Origin of the sequence: Streptomyces ferrugineus, from assembly GCF_015160855.1 — a bacterium.
GTDB classification, from domain to species: domain Bacteria; phylum Actinomycetota; class Actinomycetes; order Streptomycetales; family Streptomycetaceae; genus Streptomyces; species Streptomyces ferrugineus.
The window spans coordinates 4,862,484-4,881,171 of the sequence record NZ_CP063373.1 but is presented as its reverse complement, the minus strand read 5'-3'; the positions used below and the strand labels follow the sequence as shown (position 1 = coordinate 4,881,171).

Annotated in this window: 14 protein-coding genes and 3 pseudogenes; 8 read left to right on the top strand and 9 right to left on the bottom strand. The window is 68.3% G+C overall.

Annotated features, from left to right (window positions below):
- Positions 1-98: 98 nt before the first annotated feature.
- Positions 99-2,894 (top strand): ricin-type beta-trefoil lectin domain protein, encoded by a 2,796-nt coding sequence (locus tag IM697_RS22295; protein WP_194049454.1) that lies wholly within the window; start codon positions 99-101, stop codon positions 2,892-2,894.
- Between the two features lie 81 nt (positions 2,895-2,975).
- Here IM697_RS22295 and IM697_RS22290 read toward each other — a convergent pair whose 3' ends face one another.
- From IM697_RS22290 to IM697_RS22270, 5 genes are all read right to left on the bottom strand, one after another.
- Positions 2,976-4,157 carry a NosD domain-containing protein gene (locus IM697_RS22290; RefSeq protein WP_194049453.1) on the bottom strand — a complete coding sequence of 394 codons (1,182 nt, stop codon included), beginning with the start codon at positions 4,155-4,157 and terminating at the stop codon, positions 2,976-2,978.
- Between the two features lie 26 nt (positions 4,158-4,183).
- Positions 4,184-4,378, bottom strand: coding sequence for a hypothetical protein (locus IM697_RS22285; RefSeq protein ID WP_194049452.1), 195 nt, complete (start codon positions 4,376-4,378; stop codon positions 4,184-4,186).
- Positions 4,379-4,423: 45 nt separating this feature from the next.
- Complete coding sequence (locus IM697_RS22280; RefSeq protein WP_194049451.1) at positions 4,424-5,329, bottom strand: carbohydrate ABC transporter permease; 906 nt, start codon at positions 5,327-5,329, stop codon at positions 4,424-4,426.
- A complete protein-coding gene (locus IM697_RS22275; RefSeq protein WP_194049450.1) occupies positions 5,326-6,201 on the bottom strand; it encodes a carbohydrate ABC transporter permease in 876 nt (291 codons plus the stop codon). The genes IM697_RS22280 and IM697_RS22275 overlap by 4 nt, the downstream gene beginning before the upstream one ends.
- 61 nt (positions 6,202-6,262) lie before the next feature.
- Positions 6,263-7,603 (bottom strand): ABC transporter substrate-binding protein, encoded by a 1,341-nt coding sequence (locus IM697_RS22270; protein ID WP_194049449.1) that lies wholly within the window; start codon positions 7,601-7,603, stop codon positions 6,263-6,265.
- 471 nt (positions 7,604-8,074) lie between these two features.
- Here IM697_RS22270 and IM697_RS22265 point away from each other — a divergent pair, with 471 nt between their 5' ends.
- The 5 genes and pseudogenes from IM697_RS22265 (at position 8,075) to IM697_RS22245 (ending at position 14,573) form a co-directional block, all read left to right on the top strand.
- Positions 8,075-9,052: a LacI family DNA-binding transcriptional regulator gene (locus IM697_RS22265; RefSeq protein WP_265582732.1), complete on the top strand. Its 978-nt coding sequence runs from the start codon at positions 8,075-8,077 to the stop codon at positions 9,050-9,052.
- Between the two features lie 91 nt (positions 9,053-9,143).
- Positions 9,144-10,523: a glycoside hydrolase family 172 protein gene (locus IM697_RS22260; RefSeq protein ID WP_194049447.1), complete on the top strand. Its 1,380-nt coding sequence runs from the start codon at positions 9,144-9,146 to the stop codon at positions 10,521-10,523.
- The gene (locus tag IM697_RS22255) at positions 10,516-11,979 is read left to right on the top strand and encodes a glycoside hydrolase family 32 protein (protein WP_194049446.1); all 1,464 of its coding nucleotides are present in this window, start codon (positions 10,516-10,518) and stop codon (positions 11,977-11,979) included. Before IM697_RS22260 ends, IM697_RS22255 begins: the two co-directional genes overlap by 8 nt.
- Positions 11,980-12,060: 81 nt before the next feature.
- Positions 12,061-12,487 (top strand): annotated as a pseudogene (locus tag IM697_RS45935) (carbohydrate kinase family protein); the annotation flags it as partial.
- Positions 12,488-12,959: 472 nt separating this feature from the next.
- Positions 12,960-14,573, top strand: coding sequence for an ISL3 family transposase (locus IM697_RS22245; protein ID WP_228044847.1), 1,614 nt, complete (start codon positions 12,960-12,962; stop codon positions 14,571-14,573).
- Between the two features lie 166 nt (positions 14,574-14,739).
- Here the strand turns inward: IM697_RS22245 and IM697_RS22240 are convergent, their stop codons facing one another.
- Both IM697_RS22240 and IM697_RS22235 read right to left on the bottom strand, forming a co-directional pair.
- Positions 14,740-15,231 carry a hypothetical protein gene (locus IM697_RS22240; RefSeq protein WP_194049444.1) on the bottom strand — a complete coding sequence of 164 codons (492 nt, stop codon included), beginning with the start codon at positions 15,229-15,231 and terminating at the stop codon, positions 14,740-14,742.
- Between the two features lie 79 nt (positions 15,232-15,310).
- Positions 15,311-15,609 (bottom strand): annotated as a pseudogene (locus IM697_RS22235) (ATP-binding protein); the annotation flags it as partial.
- Positions 15,610-15,670: 61 nt separating this feature from the next.
- On the opposite strand from IM697_RS22235, the gene IM697_RS22230 reads away from it, so the two are divergent.
- Positions 15,671-16,216: an FAD-dependent oxidoreductase gene (locus IM697_RS22230; RefSeq protein WP_194049443.1), complete on the top strand. Its 546-nt coding sequence runs from the start codon at positions 15,671-15,673 to the stop codon at positions 16,214-16,216.
- Between the two features lie 9 nt (positions 16,217-16,225).
- Here the strand turns inward: IM697_RS22230 and IM697_RS22225 are convergent.
- Positions 16,226-16,926, bottom strand: a pseudogene (locus IM697_RS22225) (IS5 family transposase).
- A 257-nt stretch (positions 16,927-17,183) separates the two neighbouring features.
- Between IM697_RS22225 and IM697_RS45465 the strand changes: the two are divergent.
- Positions 17,184-17,312 carry a hypothetical protein gene (locus IM697_RS45465; RefSeq protein ID WP_265582764.1) on the top strand — a complete coding sequence of 43 codons (129 nt, stop codon included), beginning with the start codon at positions 17,184-17,186 and terminating at the stop codon, positions 17,310-17,312.
- Between the two features lie 282 nt (positions 17,313-17,594).
- Here the strand turns inward: IM697_RS45465 and IM697_RS22220 are convergent, their stop codons facing one another.
- On the bottom strand, positions 17,595-18,575 hold the full coding sequence (locus IM697_RS22220; RefSeq protein WP_194049442.1) for a threonine ammonia-lyase: 981 nt from the start codon (positions 18,573-18,575) through the stop codon (positions 17,595-17,597).
- Positions 18,576-18,688: the final 113 nt, after the last annotated feature.

The window sequence follows — 18,688 nt, the reverse complement described above, 5'->3', positions numbered from 1 at the left end:
GTGGCGTTCCCATGAAGGAGTACGGCGAGGCGTTGGGCGACGTAGGAGTGAGGCTCGGTCCCTCACACCGAAGGTCGGCCTGGTGCCACTTAACGGCCGTGGCGACTGCTGCGGTAGCGATGGTGATCCGGCCGAGTGACCGCGCCGGATCCGGCACCCGAGGCCGCTACCGCGCTGCGGAGTCCACGGGGCGGTCGGCGACCGTCCATCCGCACGCCCGCTCACACCAGACCTGGAGGAGAACGCCCATCGGACTGGCCCTCGGCTGCCTGCTCCTGGGCACGGCCGCGGTGCCGGCCTCGCCCGCATCCGAACCGGGCAAGGACCATGGCGACGACAGCTGGGTGCTGAGCACGAACGACCCGTCGAGGAACTACTCACCGACGTTCGTCGGCAACGGCTATCTCGCCGCGCGGGTGCCCGCGGCAGGTCACGGATACAGCAGCACGCCCATCGTCACCCAGTCCCAGCTGGCCGGCTTCTACGCCGAGGGCACCGAGCACAACGAGCAACGGGCCGGCCTGCCGACCTGGACCACGCTCCGCTTCGGCCGCACCGACGGCGACGCCCAGCCACCGACGACGATCGACCCGACCACCGACGGCACCACCAGCAACTACCGGCAGTCGCTGAACCTGCGCACCGGAGTGCTGACCACGTCGTACGACTGGACCTCACCCGCGGGCGACACCACCAGCTTCGACTACGAGGTCAACGCCAACCGCGCGGACGGGCATCTCGGCACGGTGAGCCTGCGGGTCGTGCCGCACTGGAGCGGGACAGCCACCGCCGTGGACGAGTTCGACGGCCGGGGACTCCACCACGCCTCCGCCACCAAGTCGCACGTGAACGGCAGGACCGGCACCCTGTCCCAAACCGTCGTGACCGACGGGAAACTGGTCACCGCCGGGCTGAACTCCGTCCTGCGCGTCAACGGCAAAACCGTGCCCACCCAGGCGATCGCGGCAGCCGGCGACGGCACCGCCGGGCAGAGCGCGGCCTTCCCCGTCCGCGCCGGCCGCCCGATCCAGATCACCAAGTTCGTGGGCATCGCCTCCAGTGTCGACACCGACCGGAAGCTTGCAGCCGCGAGCCCGCAGCAGGCCGCCGCGATCGCCGCGGCCCGCGCCGCCAAGGGCGGCTACCAGCGCGCGCTCGCCCGCAACAACCAGGCATGGGCGCGCCTGTGGCAGGCGAACATCTCGATCCCCGGTGACACCGCCATGACCGCGCAGATCCACGCGTCCATGTTCTACCTGCTCGCCAGCATGCGCGCCGGTGTCGACTGGAGCACCAGTCCGGGCGGGCTGTCCGCGGACAGTTACGACGGTCACGTGTTCTGGGACATGGAGACCTGGATGTACCCGGCGCTGCTGGCCCAGTACCCGGACATAGCGGCCGGGGCGAACTCCTACCGGCACAGGACGCTGTCCGTGGCGCGGGAGAACGCCGCCAAGCTGTCCACGCCCAGCCAGCCGATCAAGGGCGCCAAGTTCGCCTGGGAGAGCGCGCTGACCGGCAAGGAGACGGCCCCGGACCCCTGGGGCACGTACGAGATCCACATCAACTCCGACATCGCCCTGGCGCAGTGGCAGTACTACCAGGTGACCGGCGACAGGGCGTGGCTGCGGGACAAGGCGTGGCCGGTGCTGAAGGGCATCGCCGACTACTGGGCCACCCGCGCCGTGCCCGACTCCTCCGGCGGATACGACATCAACGACGTCATGGGGCCGGACGAGTACCACTACCCGGTCGACAACAGCGTGACCACCAACGCCGGCGCACAGGCGTCACTGCGCATCGCGATCCGCGCCGCGCACCTGGTGGGCCGGACCGCCGACCCGGCGTGGGAGAAGGTCGCCGACGGCCTGAAGATCCCGGTGGACACGGCACTCAACATCCACCCCGAGTTCGACGGCTACAACGGACAGACGGTCAAGCAGGCCGACGTCACACTGCTGCAGTACCCCTGGGCCGTGCCGATGTCGCCCAGCCTGGCCCAGAACGACCTCGACTACTACAAGGGGCGCACCGATCCGGGCGGCCCGTCCATGACGGACGCGATCGCCGCCATCGACAGCGCGGCCCTCGGATCGCCCGGCTGCCAGGTCTACGACTACCTCCGCCACAGCGTGGATCCGTACCAGGCCGCCCCGTTCAACCAGTGGTACGAGACCCGCAACGGCGGAGCGTTCAACTTCACCACCGGCCAGGGCGGCTACCTCCAGGAATTCCTCTACGGGTTCACCGGGTTGCGCTGGGGAACCGACGCCGTCACCGTCGATCCGTTCCTGCCGACCCAGTTGCCGGGCGTCGATGTCACCGGGGTGAAGTGGCACGGCAGCACCTTCGACATCTCCGTCGGACAGCGGAGCACGACGCTGACCCTGCGCTCCGGCCCTCCGGTGGCGGTTCGCGACGGCGCCGGCACCCTGCATCGGGTCACCGCCGCCGCGCCGCTGCAGATCCCGACCCGGCATCCGACTTCGACGCCCCAGCCGTTCAGCTGCACCGGGCCGATCACCCCGGCCGACGACAGCAGTCGCTGCGTGGACATCCAGTGGGGCGACAACAGTGACGGGACGCCGCTCCAGATCTGGGACTGCAACGGCACCGTCGCGCAGGACTGGACGCGTCCCGGCAACGGCACCGTGATGGCCGCGGGCAAGTGCATGGACGTGCGCGACGACGCCGGCGCCGACGGGACACCCGTGCAGATCCACACCTGCGACGGCAGCCCTTCACAGCAGTGGACGTACGACCAGGACACCGATGAGCTGCAAGCCCTCGGCAAGTGCCTCACCTCCTCGGGCGGCGGCACGAGCAACGGCACCCGGCTCGTGATCGACACCTGCAACGGCGGCACCAGCCAACAGTGGCGCCTGCCATCCTGAGGCTCCAGCCGCGGCTGTGCGGCACCCCGATCAGGTGCCGCACAGCCCCGAGGCGCGCTCCGGGTGGACCTGGTGGCCCCTTCAGGGGGTGGCTACGAGCGCGTAGTCGTTTGTGTGCGCCTGGAGTTGGTCGCCGTTGGCGGTGTAGAGGAGCTTCGTCTTGGTGGTGGAGGAGTCGAGGACGACCTTCACGTCGAGGTTGGCCCTGATGTTGTTGGTGGCCAGGTAGTTCCGGTTGCCGCCGGCGACGAGGATGATCGTGGGTGCGGCTCCGGACGGTGTGATGTCGGCGGCTGGGACGGAGTAGGAGAACTGGTTGGCGGTCACGGCGTTGTCGCTTCCGTTGATGTGGACGAGGCCGAAGAGGTCGTCGTAGCGGGTGCTGGTGCCGTCGCCGTAGACCCGGCGGAAGTGGTTGCCGAATATCAGGTTCTCCGAGCTGCCGTTCGTCAGGGCGATCATGCTGGGGAAGTTGCTCAGCAGCTTGTTCGCGGAGATGGTGCAGCGGTTGGAGTTGATGAGGGTGATGTTGCAGGCCCACAGGACGGTGTTGCCGGAGATGAGGATGCCCTCGGCGTTCTCCGCGAAGACCGAGTAGCCCGCCCAGGCGCTGATCAGGTAGTTGTTGGTGATCTTCGCGACCTGGGAGGCACCGGTGAGGGAGATCGAAGTGCCGCACTCGGCGACGAAGTTGTTGGTGAAACCGCAGGCGTCGGCGCCCCGGACGACCATGGCCTGGGTGAGGTAGACGAAGCCCATCCCCTCGAAGCGGAACGAGTCGTTGTCCGACTGGACCGAGATGCCGATCTTGTGGTTGCCCTCCACGTACGGCTTGGTGGACGCCACGCCGTCGATGCAGAAGTCCTGGAAGACGACGCCGTTGAGCCGGCCGACCTCGGCGGGTGCCCCGGAGCGCTGGACGAGGAACGCCTCGTTGTTGCCGTCGGTGTGCTTGACCCGGATGTGGCTGGAGCCGGGCTGCACCTCGAACCAGTTGCTGGTGTCAGAGGTGTCGTCGTGGATGGCCCGGGACAGGAAGCCGTGGCCCGAGCCCTTGATCGTCAGGAAGCTGATGTCGATGACCACGCGGGTGAGCAGGTCGTAGTGGCCCGGCGGGATGTAGATGACGGCGCCGGGTCTGGTGTTCTGGCTGGTCTGCTTCGACTTGATGTCGGCAATGATCTCGTTGATCACCTTGCCGATGTCGGTTTGCGGGGAGACGGTGCCGTTGAAGGTGGTGACGTCGTAGACGGTGTTGGTCACGGGTGTCCTTCCGGTTGGTGGTCGGGTCAAAGGAGGCCGACGATCGCGGTGTACGGACGGGCCTCGGCGTCGTGCCTGCCCGGCTTGGGCCTCTCCGGGACGGCAGCGGCGGCGGGTCGAGGCGGTGCGGCGGACAGGAACGCCACGGTGGTCAGGGCCGTCACCGCGGCTCCTCTGAGCAGGGTGCGGCGGGAGGGGGCGGGTGGTTGGGCAGGGTGCATGGCGGCTCCTTCGGAAAGCGGAAAGGGGGTGGGCGCGAGAAGGCTTCAGCGGACGGCGCCCGCGGTCATGCCCGCGATGACCTGCTTCTGGAAGGCCGCGTAGATCGCCAGCTGCGGCAGCAGGACGAGGGTGGCGGACGCCATCATGGCGCCGTAGTTGACGCTGTAGACGCCCTGGAACTGCGAGACGCCGAGGGAGACGGTGGTCATGTTCGGGTCGTTGATGAGGGTGACCGCGAAGGGGAACTCGTTCCAGACGTAGATGACGTTCAGGATCGCGAGGGTGGCGATGACCGGCCGCATCAGCGGGAAGACGACCTTCCAGGCCATGCGCCACAGCCCGACCCCGTCCATCACGGCGGCTTGTTCGATCTCCTCGGGGAAGTCCCGCAGGAAGCCGGTCAGCAGCAGGATGTTGAAGGGGATCGTGACGGCGATGTACGGCAGGATCAGCGCGAAGTAGGTGCCGAACAGGCCGAAGGCGATGTCCAGCCGGTACACCGGGAACAGCAGGATGTAGACGGGGATGGCGAGCCCGGCCAGGAAGTAGAAGCGCAGGGTGTTCTGCGTGCGGCGCCGACCGCTGCGGAAGACCATGCGGGTGAGCGCGAATGCGGCCATGTAGGAGATGACCAGCCCGACCGTGACCGACACGACGGCCAGGATGAGGGTGTTCTTGTACATCACCAGCAGGTTCAGGGTCTCCAGGGCTTGCTGGTAGTTGGCCAGGGTGAGGCTGCTCAGCGAGAACGGGTCGTTGAGGATGTTGTCGTTGGTCTGGAACGACAGCAGCACGATCCACAGCAGCGGGAACAGGATCACGAAGGTGATCAGGTAGGCGACCGCCGAGACCACGATCCTGCCGCGGCTGCGGCGTCGCGGCCTGCTCGGAGTCCCGCCGGCAGCCGCCGGGGACGCGAGCGGCACCTTGACCTCGGTGTCGATGCTCAACGGACTTCTCCCTTGCGGCGGTTGCCGAGGAACGTGGCCGCGGAGGCGAGCGCGCCGACCACGAACACCACCACGGCCAGGGCCATGCCGTAGCCGTACTGCTGGGTGGTGAAGGTGATGTGGTACATGTAGCTGACCATGACCTCGGAGAGGTGGACGGGACCGCCGCCGGTGAGGGCGTAGACGAGTTCGAAGACCTTGAAGACGCCGGTGACGACGAGGGCGGTGACTATGCCGAACGTCTCGCGCATCATCGGGATCTGGATGTGCCGCAGCTGCTGCCAGCGGCTGGCGCCGTCCAGGCTGCTGGCCTCCATCACGTCACGGGGCAGCATGCGCAGGCCCGCGTAGAAGATGGTCAGGACGAACCCGATCTGCTGCCACAGGTAGACGAAGCCGATCGAGTACGGGCTGAGGGTGGGGCCACCGATCCACTGCGGGTGCGCGGGCACCCCGATCGCCAGCAGGAAGGCGTTCACCAGGCCGATCTTCGGGTCCAGAATGAAGATCCAGATCAGTCCGACGAGGATGGGCGCGATGATCGCGGGGGCGAAGACGAGCGCCCGCATCGCACCACTGCCCTTCACCCGGCCGCTGAGCAGGATCGCGAGCAGGAAGCCCAGGGGGATCAGCAGGAACAGGGCGATGCCGAGGATGATCCCGGTGTTGCGCATCGAGGTCCAGAACGCGTCGTCCTGGCCCATCTGCCGGTAGTTGTCGAGGCCCGCGAAGCCGCCTGCGGAGACGCCGTCGAAGTTGGTGAAGCTGTAGTAGAGCGAGTACAGGATCGGATAGATCATGTACAGGCTGTAGATGATCAGGGCCGGCGCGACCATGAGGGTGAAGTGCCGGCGCGTGGTGAGCCAGTTCATGCCGTTCCCGTCGTCCGGGCCCGCGGCCGCCCCGTGCGGCACGCGGGCGCCGGCAGCGTGACTACTTGATGGTCTTCTGGACGTTCTTCACGGCCTCTTCGGGGCTGAGGCTGCCGCCCATCACGCCGTAGAAGCTGTCGTACATGGCGCTCGCGGTGGCCGCGGAGACGACCAGGTCGGGCTGGGCCTTCGGGCTCTTCCAGCCGGGCTTCGAGGCTTCCGCCAGGACGGCGGCGAAGACCGAGTTCTTCTCGGCGTCGACGGCCGGCTCGTATGTGGTCACCGGCGGCTGGGCGTTGTCGACGAGGATCTTCTGGCCCGCGTCGCTGTAGTAGAACTGGATGAACGCCTTCACCGCGGCGTACTTCTTCTTGTCGTCCTTGACCTTGGCGCTGACGACGAACGGCGCCGAGGGCACGTTCATCACGAGCTTCTGCTCGCCGACACCGTCGGAGAAGGTCGGCCCGGCCCAGAAGCCGGTGTCCTCGCCCACGGTGCTCTTCTGGATCTTCGCCGCCTCCCAGACGCCCGCGTCCAGGAAGGCCGCTTTGCCGTCCGTGTAGGAGGCGACGGCCTGGGCGTAGGTCTGGGTATTCATGTTGGAGGGGAAGGCGCCGGCCTTCGCCAGCTCCTGCACGTGCTGGTACAGGCGCAGGAAGTCGGCGTTGTCGTAGCTCGCCTTGCCGGACAGGATGTCCTGGTACTTCGACTCGTAGCCGAAGCGGTCGAGCATGGTCAGGAACGCCCACACGCTGAACGAGGAGTTGTTCGCACCCTGCGCGATCGGCACCACGCCGGCCGCCTTGAGCTTCTTCACCGCGGCGAGCAGGTCCTCGAAGGTCTCCGGGACGGCGATCTTGTGCTCGTCCAGGATGGCCTTGTTGTAGTAGAAGCCCGTGACCAGTGCCTGGTACGGGAGACCGTACTGGACGCCGTCCCGCTGGAAACCGGCGAGCATGCTCGGGGCGAACTTCGCCTTGAGATCGTTCTCGGCCAGGATCGGACTCAGGTCCAGCAGGTCATCGCTCTTGACCATGGTCTTGGCGAGCGAGTCGTAGACCCAGAAGATCTCCGGCAGCGTGCCGCTCTGCGCGGCGATGGTCATCCGCTGCTCGTGCTGGTCGACCGGCTGGCCCTCCAGTTTGATCTTCATGTCGGGGTGCTTCTTGTTGAACTCCTGCACCATCTGCCAGGTCGCCGGGTCCTGGGTCTTGCTGTCCGGGTTGTGCATGGACAGCGTGATCAGGCCGTCCGACGAGGATCCGTCCGCCGTGTTCACCGCGGAACCGCAGGCCGTGGCGGTGACGAACAGGGCACTCGCCGTGGCGGTGAGCAGGAGTCGGCGCGAGATGCCGGAGTGCCGTCTCGACGTCAGGGGCGCGGGCTGTGGGGAGGTCGCCATCGTGCTGCTGCCTTCCGGAAACTGGATGGGGAGGCGGAACCGGCGTGGGGGTGACAGGGCTCCGGGGAGATGTTCGGTATGGGCGCAGGCCGCCTGTTCCGGCGCGGATGGTCCGGTGCGCTCGAATGTTCGGCTCGGCATAAGGGCGGCTCTGCGGTCGAGGCGCAAACGTTTCGATGAAAGGTGCCTTGGGAGACCTTGCGTGTCAATACCGTGTGCCAGATGAGTTTTCACGGTGGCACGCCCTGTGCTGGCCACGGCCATTGACGCTCCAAGCCGCGGCGTGCGATGGTCTGCGCAATCGTTTCGATTAACCTCTGGGTGAGCGGAACGAGTGGACGGCGAACCGGCGAACCACATGGACCGGTGGGCCGTATCGAGTTATGCAGTTACGGACCGGATCGCGGATCGGGTCCGACGACACGAGGAGGCGGCGAAGCAGCAGTGGCCACGATCACCGACGTTGCACGGATGGCCGGCGTCTCCACGTCCACCGTGTCCCACGTCATCAACGGCACACGGCCGGTCCGTGACGAGACCCGCACCCGGATCGAGGACGCGATCCGGGCCACGGGCTACCGGCGGGACAGCCTGGCCCGCGCGCTGCGCCGCTCACGCACCGACTCCATCGGGCTGATCCTGACGGACGTGTCCGAGCCGGCGTTCGCGGCGATGGCCCGCGGTGTCGAGCGGGAAGCCATGGGAGCCGGCCTGACCGTGCTGCTGGCCAACTCCGGCGAGGACGCGGAGCTGGAGGCCCGGGCATTGGAGGTCCTCGCCGAGCGGCGGGTCGACGGCCTGCTCATCGCGCCGGTCGCCCGGTCCCACCTGGAGGCCATCACCGCGGTCATCGACCAGGGCACTCCGGTCGTCCTGATCGACCGCCTCAACGGAGCCAAGGCCGACCAGGTGGGCGTCGAGAACACCGCACCCATGCGGGAGCTGGTGCTGCACCTGGTGGAACGGCACGGCCACCGGCGGATCGCCCTGGCCGCGGGCGACACCGCTGTGTCCACCATCGCCGAGCGGCGGCGCGGCTACCTCGAGGCACTCTACGAGGCGGGAATCGACGTCGACGAAAGCCTGATCGTCACCGGCAGCGGACGGGCGGGCGACACCCGCGAGCGCATGACGAGTGTCCTACGGCGGCAGCGGCCGTCGGCGGTGGTCGCCGCCAGCACGGAGACAGCGGTGGGCGTGCTGGCGGCGGCGAAAGGGCTGGACCTGACCACGCCCGAGGACTTCGCCTTCGCCACCTTCGACGGCTTCCCGCACACCGATCTGTTCCGCCCCGGTATCACCGCGGTCGCGCAGCCGGCCCACGAGATCGGGGCCACGGCGATGGAGCTGCTGCTCCGCCGCATCGACGGCAGTCTCACGTCCCGCCCGCGCACCGTCCGCCTGGAGCCCGAGATCACCTACCGCGAGTCCTGCGGCTGCCCGGCCTGAGCCACATCCACGACATCAAGGGGGCGGCGGGAGAGGTCCAGTCTCCCGCCGCCCGAGTTCAGCGAACCATCACTGAAGGGGTCAGTCTCCCATGTCCTTGCATGCCCTCGATCACCTCACTCGCCCCACGCGGGCCCGCACCGCCCGTGTCTCCAGCTGGGACCAGCGGGGCCGCAACCAGGACTACTGGACCACCCCGGCACACTCCTCGCGAGTCCTGGCCGACCTGGAAGGTCCGGGCCGGATCACGCACATCTGGATGACCCAGTTCTGCCGCAAGACCCTCGGCCCCGCCCTGATCGACCCGCTGGAAGCAGACACCGTGGCCCCGGTGATGGAGATCCACAACGCGCTCGGCGTCAACTGGGAGGAGCCGGACCCCGACTACTACCGCAAGGTCCTCATCCGGATCACCTGGGACGACGAGGAGGAACCCGCCGTCCTCGTCCCGCTCGGCGACTTCTTCGGTATCGGCCACTGCATGCCCAACAGCTACCAGTCGGCCCTGTTCACCGTCTCCGCCAAGCCGGAGGAGTCGTTGATCTTCGGTGGCAGCGCGGCTCTGAACTGCTGGGCTCCGATGCCGTTCAACAAGCGGGCGCGCATCGAGCTGGTCAACGAGAACGACCTGCCGATCCAGCAGTACTTCTACATCGACTACGAGCTGTTTCACGAGGAGCTTCCCGAGGACACGCTCTACTTCCACGCCCGCTGGAGCCGCAGCAACCCCTGCAACGGCTGGGCACCCGACATCCAGACCAACAGCCCCGAGGTCAACATCGTCGACGTCACCGGCGAGGACAACTACGTCATCCTCGACACCGAGGGCAAGGGCCACTACGTCGGCTGCAACCTCTCCGTCCACCACCGCCAGGGCAGTTGGTGGGGCGAGGGCAACGACATGATCTGGATCGACGACGACTTCCTGCCCGACGGCTCCACCAGCTGGCCGCCCTCCCTGCACGGCACCGGTACCGAGGACTACTTCAACCACGCCTGGGGGATGCAGAAGAACGCCTACCTCTACCACGGCGCGATCGTCCACGAGGCCGACGTCCCCGGCTACTCCGTCAACTACCGCCTCCATGTGGCCGATCCGATCCGCTTCGAGGAACGCGTCAGGGTCTCCATCGAGCACGGCCACGGCAACCACCTCGCCGACGACTGGGCCTCGACCGCGTACTGGTACCAGACCCTTCCCTCTCCGAAGGCCACGATCCTGCCGCTGGAGCAGCGCCTGCCGGTGCGCCCGGCCGGACAACCGATGCCGGTTCCCGCCACGCGCACCGGTGCGGTCGCCGAGGAGATCGCCGTGATGCGCGAGCGATACCAGGCCCGCTTCGAGCGCCACATGGAACGCCTCGCCGAGCGCACCCGCCGACGCGGCGAGCGTTCGCTGCAGGAGTCCGAGGCCAACGTCAGGCAGGCCGCCGCCGTCCGCCGCCGCTACGACGAGCGGGCCCATGACTGACATGCGACAGGCGGTGACGCTCGACTCCCACTTCCCGGCGGTCCACCTCCGCCCGCCGGCGCACTGGATCAACGACCCCAACGGCCTGGTCTTCCACGACGGCCACTACCACGTCTACTTCCAGTACAACCCGCACAGTGCCCGCCACGCCGACATGCACTGGGGCCACTTCCGCAGCCCGGACCTCGTTCGTTGGGAGCCGATGCCCGTGGCGCTGGCCCCCACGCCCGGCGGCCACGACGAGGGCGGCATCTGGTCGGGAAACGCGGTCTCGCACGACGGCCGCCTCACCGCCTTCTACTCCGCCCACCATCCCGGCCGCCGGCACCAGCCGGTCACCGCGGCGGTGTCCTACGACGGCGGTACGACCTTCTCCAAGCACGACCGTCTGCTGATCCCGGACGCGCCCGAGGGCACGACCATGTTCCGCGACCCGTACGTATGGCGGGACGGTGACCGCTGGCGGATGCTGGTCGGCGCGGCCCTGGCCGACGGTCGCGGCGCGGCCCTGCAGTACGCCTCCGACGACCTCAACGACTGGTCCTACCAGGGCATATTCCTAGCCCGCCCACCCCATCCCCTCCCCGGTGGCCGCAACACCGAGGCAGGCTGGGAGTGCGCCCAGTACGCCGCCTTCCCCGACGGCACCGGCGCGGTCCTCGCCAGCGCCTGGAACCCGGAGGAAGGGGCAAGCTGCGCGATCTACTGGCCGGGCCGCGCACAGGACGGCGCATTCCACGCTGGAAGCCCCCGGCTCCTGGACCACGGGCCCGACTTCTACGCTCCCGCACTGCTCCGCGCACCCGACGGACGCTGGCTGATGTGGGCCTGGGTCTGGGAGGCCCGCGACGAGGAACGCGTCGGCGCCCCCAGCACTTGGACCGACGAGGCCGGCTGGGCCGGAATGCTGTCAGTGCCCCGCGAACTGACACCGGGCTCGGACGGCGAGCTCATCCAGCAACCGGCCCGCGAACTGCTTGCCCTGCGCGGCGAACGCCGTATCGCCGCCGCCGGCAAGGCGAGCGCCGAACAGCCGGTCGTCCTCGGCGAAGTGGCACGGGCCACCGACCTGACCTTGAACCTGGAACGCGGCGGACGCCTCCGGCTGCTCACCTCACCGGACGGGACCGAGTACCTCGACATCGTGCACCACCTGGTCACCGGCGAAGTGGTGGTCGACCGCGATCACGCCTCCCTCGACTCCCGCGCCAAGCGCGGCAGCTGGCGTCTGCCCTCCGAGGGATCCACCACGACCCTGCGGATCCTCCTCGACCACTCGGTCGCCGAGATCTTCACCGCCGCCGGCCGCACGCTCACCCTGCGCTTCTACCCCGTCGGCGACGGTCCCTGGCGCGTGCAGATGGGTGCCACGGGCCGCGCCGAGGCCGCGTACACGGTCGGCGCATGGGACCTGACACCGCCCGGACAGCGCGAAGGCCGGCCCACCTGCGCATGACACCGGTACGAGATGCCTCGGACCAGCGGCAAGTCCGCGAAGCGCCCCGAGCCCCGTTACCTCCTGGGAGAAGAGCAGTCCATGAGCCCGCGTCACGTCACCGGCCTGGGAGAGTGCGCCGCCCATGCCGTCACCGAACCAACGACCACCTCGAACGAACTCACCCTGCGAGTACCGCCCGGCGGCGGACCCGCGAACATTGCGGTCGCCGTGGCAGACCCACCTCGAGGCGTCCGGCGTCGACCTTGCGTACGCCGTCACCGCCCCCGAACCCAGCACACTGGCCGTGGCCGAACTGGACGCCACCGGTCAGGCCGCCTTCTCCTCCCACGCGCAGAACACCGCCGACTGGCCGTGGCCCCGGAAGAACTGGCCAAGGCGGACCTGACCGAGACGGCCGGCCTGTGTGCACACCGGCTCCCTGGCACTGGTCCAAGAACCCCGCTCGGCGGCCGTCGAGGAGTTCCTCGCCGCAGCCTCACCCCACGCTGGTTTCGTGATCTGTCCAGTAGGCTCGTCGGGTTCGTCGTCGGCGGTGGCTGCGTCGGGCTGTCGCCTGGTCGTGGCGTCGGCGCCAGGTGGACCAGTGCGGCAGCCTGGCCGACCGTGGACACGGCAGGCGGGTGATCTTCACTCGCCTGCCCAGCGCCCCGGCTCAGCCTGCCCGCCGGCGGGAAACGGCCCGGGCCGGCGAGTCAGTGCCATCACTTTCCAGTAGCACTCGGATAGCACTCGGACAACCACGCCCAACGACAGCGCCGAGCTGGTCGCGGCGGCTGTCGGTGGCTCTGACGTTGTTCAGCGGGCTCTGTCACAGATCTTGTGGAGCGGTTGCTGAGCGTTACTGCGGTGTTCGATTGTGGAGGGCCGCTGTCTCGTGAGACCGCGTGCGCCGTGCCCCCGCACAACGGTTGCTGACGCTCCATCAAGTCGGTGCGGAGTTCCGCGCTCCGGGGCGGCCGCCAGTGACGGTGCCGGTCATGCAGACCGACGCGCTGTTCTGGAAGACGCTCGTGTTCGACGGGGTCGACGAGCTGGACGTCGAGAAGGTGACCGCCGCCTTCGGGACGATCGACATCGTGGCCAAAGGCCGCACGACGGGTGCGACGTGCCCTGGCTGCGGTCGCCACTCAGAGCGCGTGCACGGCTCCTACCAGCGCAGACTGCGGGATTTACCGCTCGGTGAGCGGAGCGTAGTGATCCTGCTGAAGGTCCGGCGCTTCGTCTGTGACGCAAGGACCTGTCCGCGGCGCACGTTCGTCGAATCGTTCGCGTGGCTGACCTGCCCGTACTCGCGTTTCACCACCCGGCTTGGCCGTCTCCTGGAGCACATCGGGCTCGCATTGGCCGGACGGGCAGGCGCCCGGATGGCGGCCCAACTGGGCCTCGGCGCCGGGCGGATGACGCTTCTGCGCCGGGTGATGGCCTTGCCGGATCCTCCGTTCAACACGCCGCGGGTGATCGGGGTCGACGATTTCGCCACCCGCCGCGGCCACTCGTACGCCACCGTGATCACGGACGGTGAACGCCACCACCCCATCGATGTGTTGCCCCGCCGCGAGGCGGCGCCGCTGGCGGCCTGGCTGAGGGCGCATCCAGGAGTAGAAGTGATCTGTAGGGACCGTGCGGGGGCGTATGCCGAGGGCGCCGCGCTCGGTGCCCCGGACGCGCTGCAGGTCGCAGACCGGTTCCATATTCTCCAGAACCTCAACCAGGCCGTCGAGAAGTGCGTCGCGGCTCATCGCGACTGCCTGCGCACCGCCGCCCCACCACCGGATCCTGCGACCACCAGTACGCAGACCGGCCAGAACGAGATCGAGCTGCCCGTCACCGTGGTACCCGCCGGCCGCCGGGCCGAGCGGATGCGCGCCCACCATGCCCTGGTCCACGGCCTGTTGAGCGAGGGAATGGGGCTGCGGGCCATCGCCCGCCACCTGGGCTGGGGACGGCACACCGTCCAGCGATACGCACGGGCCGCCCGCTGGCAAGACATGGTCACCGGACGCCGAACCCGTTCCAGCCACCTCGACATGCACCAGTCCTACCTGCAACGGCGCATCGACGACACCGACGGCGAGATCACTATCAAGGACCTGCGCGAAGAACTCGCCGCGCGAGGCTACCAAGTGCCCTACAGCAGCCTGCGAGACTGGGCCCGCAGCCGCTTGGAGTGGCCCGATGCACCCGTGCCAGCCGCTGCGGCGCCGTCCGTGCGCACCGTCGTCGGCTGGATCACCCGCCACCCCGACACCCTCACCGAAGACGAAACCACCCAGCTCAAGGCCGTCCTCGACGCCTGCCCCGAGCTGAATCAAACCCACACCCTCGTACGGGACTTCGCCCAAATGCTCGCCCGTCGCACCGGCGCCGACCTGCCGGACTGGATCAGCACCGCCCGCGCCGCACGGCTGCCGGGGATGACCGGCTTCGCTCACGGACTCACCACCGACCTCGAAGCCGTGATCGCCGGACTCACCGTGCACTGGAGTTCCGGCGGCACGGAGGGCGCCGTAAATAGGGTGAAAAAGATCAAGAGGCAGCTGTACGGGCGAGCCGGATTCGAACTGCTCCGCAAGATGATCCTGCTTCAGTAACGCTCAGCAACCGCTCCACAAGATCTGTGACAGAGCCGTTCAGCGGCCCCGGCATGTTGGCTTCCAGCGGCCCCGGTTGGTGAAGATCCTGGGCCGTCTGGACGTCCTCAAGTGGCCCCGGGATTGGCTTGCGCTGGGACCACCTGAGGCACTGTGGCGTGATGAATTACTTCGTTTCGGCGCTCTTCAGCTTCGTGGGATCTTCCGCGGCGAGCTGGCCGGCGAGCCGCTGTATTGCTGATCGGATGCCCTGGCCGTAGCTGTCGTCGTTGAGCGCATCAAGGTGCTCTTGGGCCTGGGCCAGATGCGTGCGGGCCTGCGTGGTGTCTCCCAGTTTGTGGAAGTCCGCTGCGAGGTTGAGGTGCAGGGACGGGTAGAAACCGCGGATGGCCAAGGACGAGTCGTGTTGCTTGGCCCGGTCGTCGGTCACCGACCCTGCGGCGTCCAAGGCGCGCAGATCCCAGGCCAGTTCGTCCTGCGGATCCTGCTGGAGATCGGCCATGTAGTGGGCGAGGACGCAGCGGTGGAACGGGTCGCCGTCCGAGACGATCTCTGCCCAGATCTCGGTGAATCGTTGCCGAGCACCGTCGAGGTCGCCTGTGTGCTGCAGTGTCATGGCTTCCTCGATGCGCTTCATGGTCTTGTCCTCGGTGGTCACGGCAGCCTCTCCCCATGCTCGTCAGTGATCGCGCGGAAGCGTAGGGGCAGCCACTGACATTGGACCGGGACCAGCGTCTTCATCCGTCCGCCGCGGCTGCTTTCCGAGTCTGCGGGTAAGCGGCTCGGCCGCTGGTGCCCGGCGTGTCGGCCCGGCCTCGGCCCTTGGTCTTGGCCAGGCGATAGGACTCGGTTCCGGTCTCGATGAGGGCGGCGTTGAAGGTGAGCCGGTCCACGATCGCCGCGCAGAGCCGCGGTCGGTGAAGGTGCGGTTCCATCCGGTTAAAGCCTCGTTGGAGGCGATCGCGATGCTGTCCTTCTCCTCACGTTCCGTGAGGACCTGGAAGAGCATCTCGGCGCCACGGCGGTCCAGTTCGAGGTGCGGGACCTGCTTCCTCGAGACCGCCCTCACCTCGGGCGGCCAGAACCACCGGGCGAGCGTGGCCGCGATCGGCAGCGGCACGTTGGTGGCGGTCGCGCCGGGCAAAGGCATCATCGCCCATCGCTACGCCGACGGGCACGTGCGCGGATACGTGGCGCTGAACAAACCCGAGACGTGGATGAGGTCGATCGACCTCGGCGACCCGTCCGCCGGCCTCCGTCAAGTCGCCGAAGAGTTCGACGGCTGGTCGCCGCTGCTCACCGCCTTCGTGACAGAGAGCGACGCGGAACCGTGGCTCCGACCCATCTACGCCCTTCCCGTCGGGCTTGAATGGGACAGGGTGCCCGGCGTCACGCTCGTCGGCGACGCCGCGCACCTGATGTCGCCCTTTGCCGGCGAAGGCGCAACCCTCGCCATGTACGACGGCGCCGACCTAGCGAGCAAGCTGGTTGAGCAACGCGACATCGAGGCCGCGCTCACCGCCTACGAAGAGCGGCTGTTCCCGCGTAGTGGCGACGCCGCCGACCGCTCGGCGCAGAATCTGGAGGTCTTCTTCGGCCGGGAGGCACCGCAGAGCGTAGTCACTCTGTTCGATCGCTCCTAAAAGGCCATTTCAGTTGGTGAGTCTGCGGTGGCATATGGGGATGGCGGCGATGGCGGTGAAGGCGAGGAAGTGTTCGGGCCGCGCTCGTAGCGGCGGTGGAGTCGCCGGCAGCCGGACAGCCGGGACACGGTTCGTTCCACGACCCAGCGGTGCCGTCCCAGTCGTCGGGAGGACTCGAGTCGTAGGTGCTGGTAGTCGTAGCACTTGTCTCCGTGCAGTTTCCCGGGCCGTCGGCGCAGGCGGCCACGACGGGAGCGGATGGGCGGCATGCCGCGGACCAGCGGGATGAGGGCCTGGCTGTCGTGGAGGTTCGCGGCGGAGATGCCGATCGGCAGGGGCAGGCCCCGGCGGTCGACGATCAGGTGGATTTTCGATCCATTCTTGCCGCGGTCGGTCGGATTCGGTCCCGTCAGTTGCCCCCTTTGAGGGCGCGGACGCTGACGGAGCCGATCGCGCACCGGGACCAGTCCAGGTCACCACGGGAACCGAGTTCGTCCAGGACCAGGCGGTGGAGCTTGGCCCACACCCGGGCCTCGGTCCACTCGGTGAACCGGCGAAAGGCGGTCACTCCTGACAGCCCTAAGCCTGGAGTCAGTTGGTTCCAGGTGCATCCCGAGGTGGCTACGAAGATGATCGCGGCCAACACCTCGCGGTCACCTCGTCGGCGCCGTCCCCCGCTCTGTGGTCGTTCCCGGAGCCGGCGGCACCACCCGCGGGAGATGTTCGACAAAGTCGTGGCCCGGATCGCGGGTCGTTTCGGCCGAGTCGAGCCCCGGGCGAGTGCCCGTCCCATCTGCTTGGGCTGCTGTCGAAGGCGGAGCGGGTCAACCGCGGTGCACAAGCGCGAGGCATGGCCAAGGTCGCAGGTCGCCGGTCGCCGGTCGCCGGTCGCCCGTCGTCCAGGCCAGTGGGCCCAAGGAGCGTCGCTCGGTTCGGCCTCTTCGGGGTGGAGCATTCGGCGAGCACAGTGCAGAAGTCCAGGTTCGCCGGCTTCGGCTACTGCGACGACGAGACCTTCGCCGTGTGCCTGGCCTGCGGCGGCATCATCGACATCCTGGTCACCCGGTTCGCGCCGACAGCCCCAACCAGGCCGTAGCCGCCCGGATCCTGGCCGGCGACGACAAGGCCCTCGCGGCCGGATGGCCGATCGCCAGCGGCATCGTCGAAGGCGCAGCACGTCATCTGGTGGCCGACGACCTCGATATCACCGGCGGCCCGTGGAGCGTGGCTGGCGCCTAAGCCGCCTTGACCCTGCGGGCCCTCATCAGCAACGGCGACTTTCCGCAGTACTCAGTACTGGACCTTCCACACTCGCAGAGAACGCGAACGCCTCTGCTCCCGGCCCAACCAGCACAGCTACGAACTCCTGGCCTGAGCATCAAGACCGGTGGAGGGGTGCCGCACCGACCCAGCGGTGATAGGCGTCCACGTCGACGTTGCTGCCGCACACGATGGTGACTACGTGTCGGCCGGCGAAGCGGTCACGGTCTTCCAGGACCGCCGCGATGCCGAGCGCGGCCGACGGTTCGACGACGAGGCCGGCGTGGTCGAGGAGCATCCGCATGCCCGCGATGATCGACGCCTCCTGGACCAGGACGGCGTCGTCAGCGACCAGGAGGAGGTCGTCCAGGACGGCCGGGATGGGGTACCGGCCGGCGACGCCGTCGGCGATGGTGTTGGTCGCGTCGGTGGTGACGACGCGTCGCCGGCGCCACGAGTGTGTCAGCGCCGGTGCGCCCAGCGGCTGGACGCAGATCACCTCGGCTTCGGGTGCCAGCTCCTTCACCACATGACCCACGCCGGTGGCCAGCGCCCCGCCGCCGAGAGCGATCAGGACGGTGTCGAACGACGGCGCGGTGTCCACCAGTTCCAGGCCGATGGTCGCCGCGCCCTCGCAGGTCTCGATGTCCAGGCTGTCTTCGAGGAGCCGGATACCGTCGTACCGGGCGATGGCCGCCGCCCGCTCACGGGCCATCTCGTGGTCGCCGTCCACCAGCTCCAACCGGGCGTCCAATGCGCGGATGCGGTCAAGCTTGGCCACGGTCGCGAAGCGGGAGGCCACGACGGTCACGTCCAGTCCCCGGCCGCGGCCGGACCAGGCGAGGGCTTGGCCAAGGTTGCCCGCGCTGGCGCACACCACGGCTCGCGAGCCATGATCGGCAAGCAGGCTCGCGGCTATCTCAGTGCCGCGGGCCTTGAAGCTGCGGACCGGGTTCGCCGTTTCGAGCTTGATACTCACCGTGCACCCGAGGCCGGGCTCCAGCGCCTCGCAGCGGTACAGCGGAGTGTCGAGAAACATCGGGTCGATTACCCGGCGAGCTTCCCGGATCCGAGCAGTGTCGAGGCGGGTCTCCTGCATGACGCGGCAGCGTAGCGCCGTCGGCGCTGTCCTGGCCTGACCGGCAAGCTCATCTCAGGAGAGCCGCCCCAGCTCAAGCTGCTTGATCACGGCATTCTGCAACACCCTTTAAG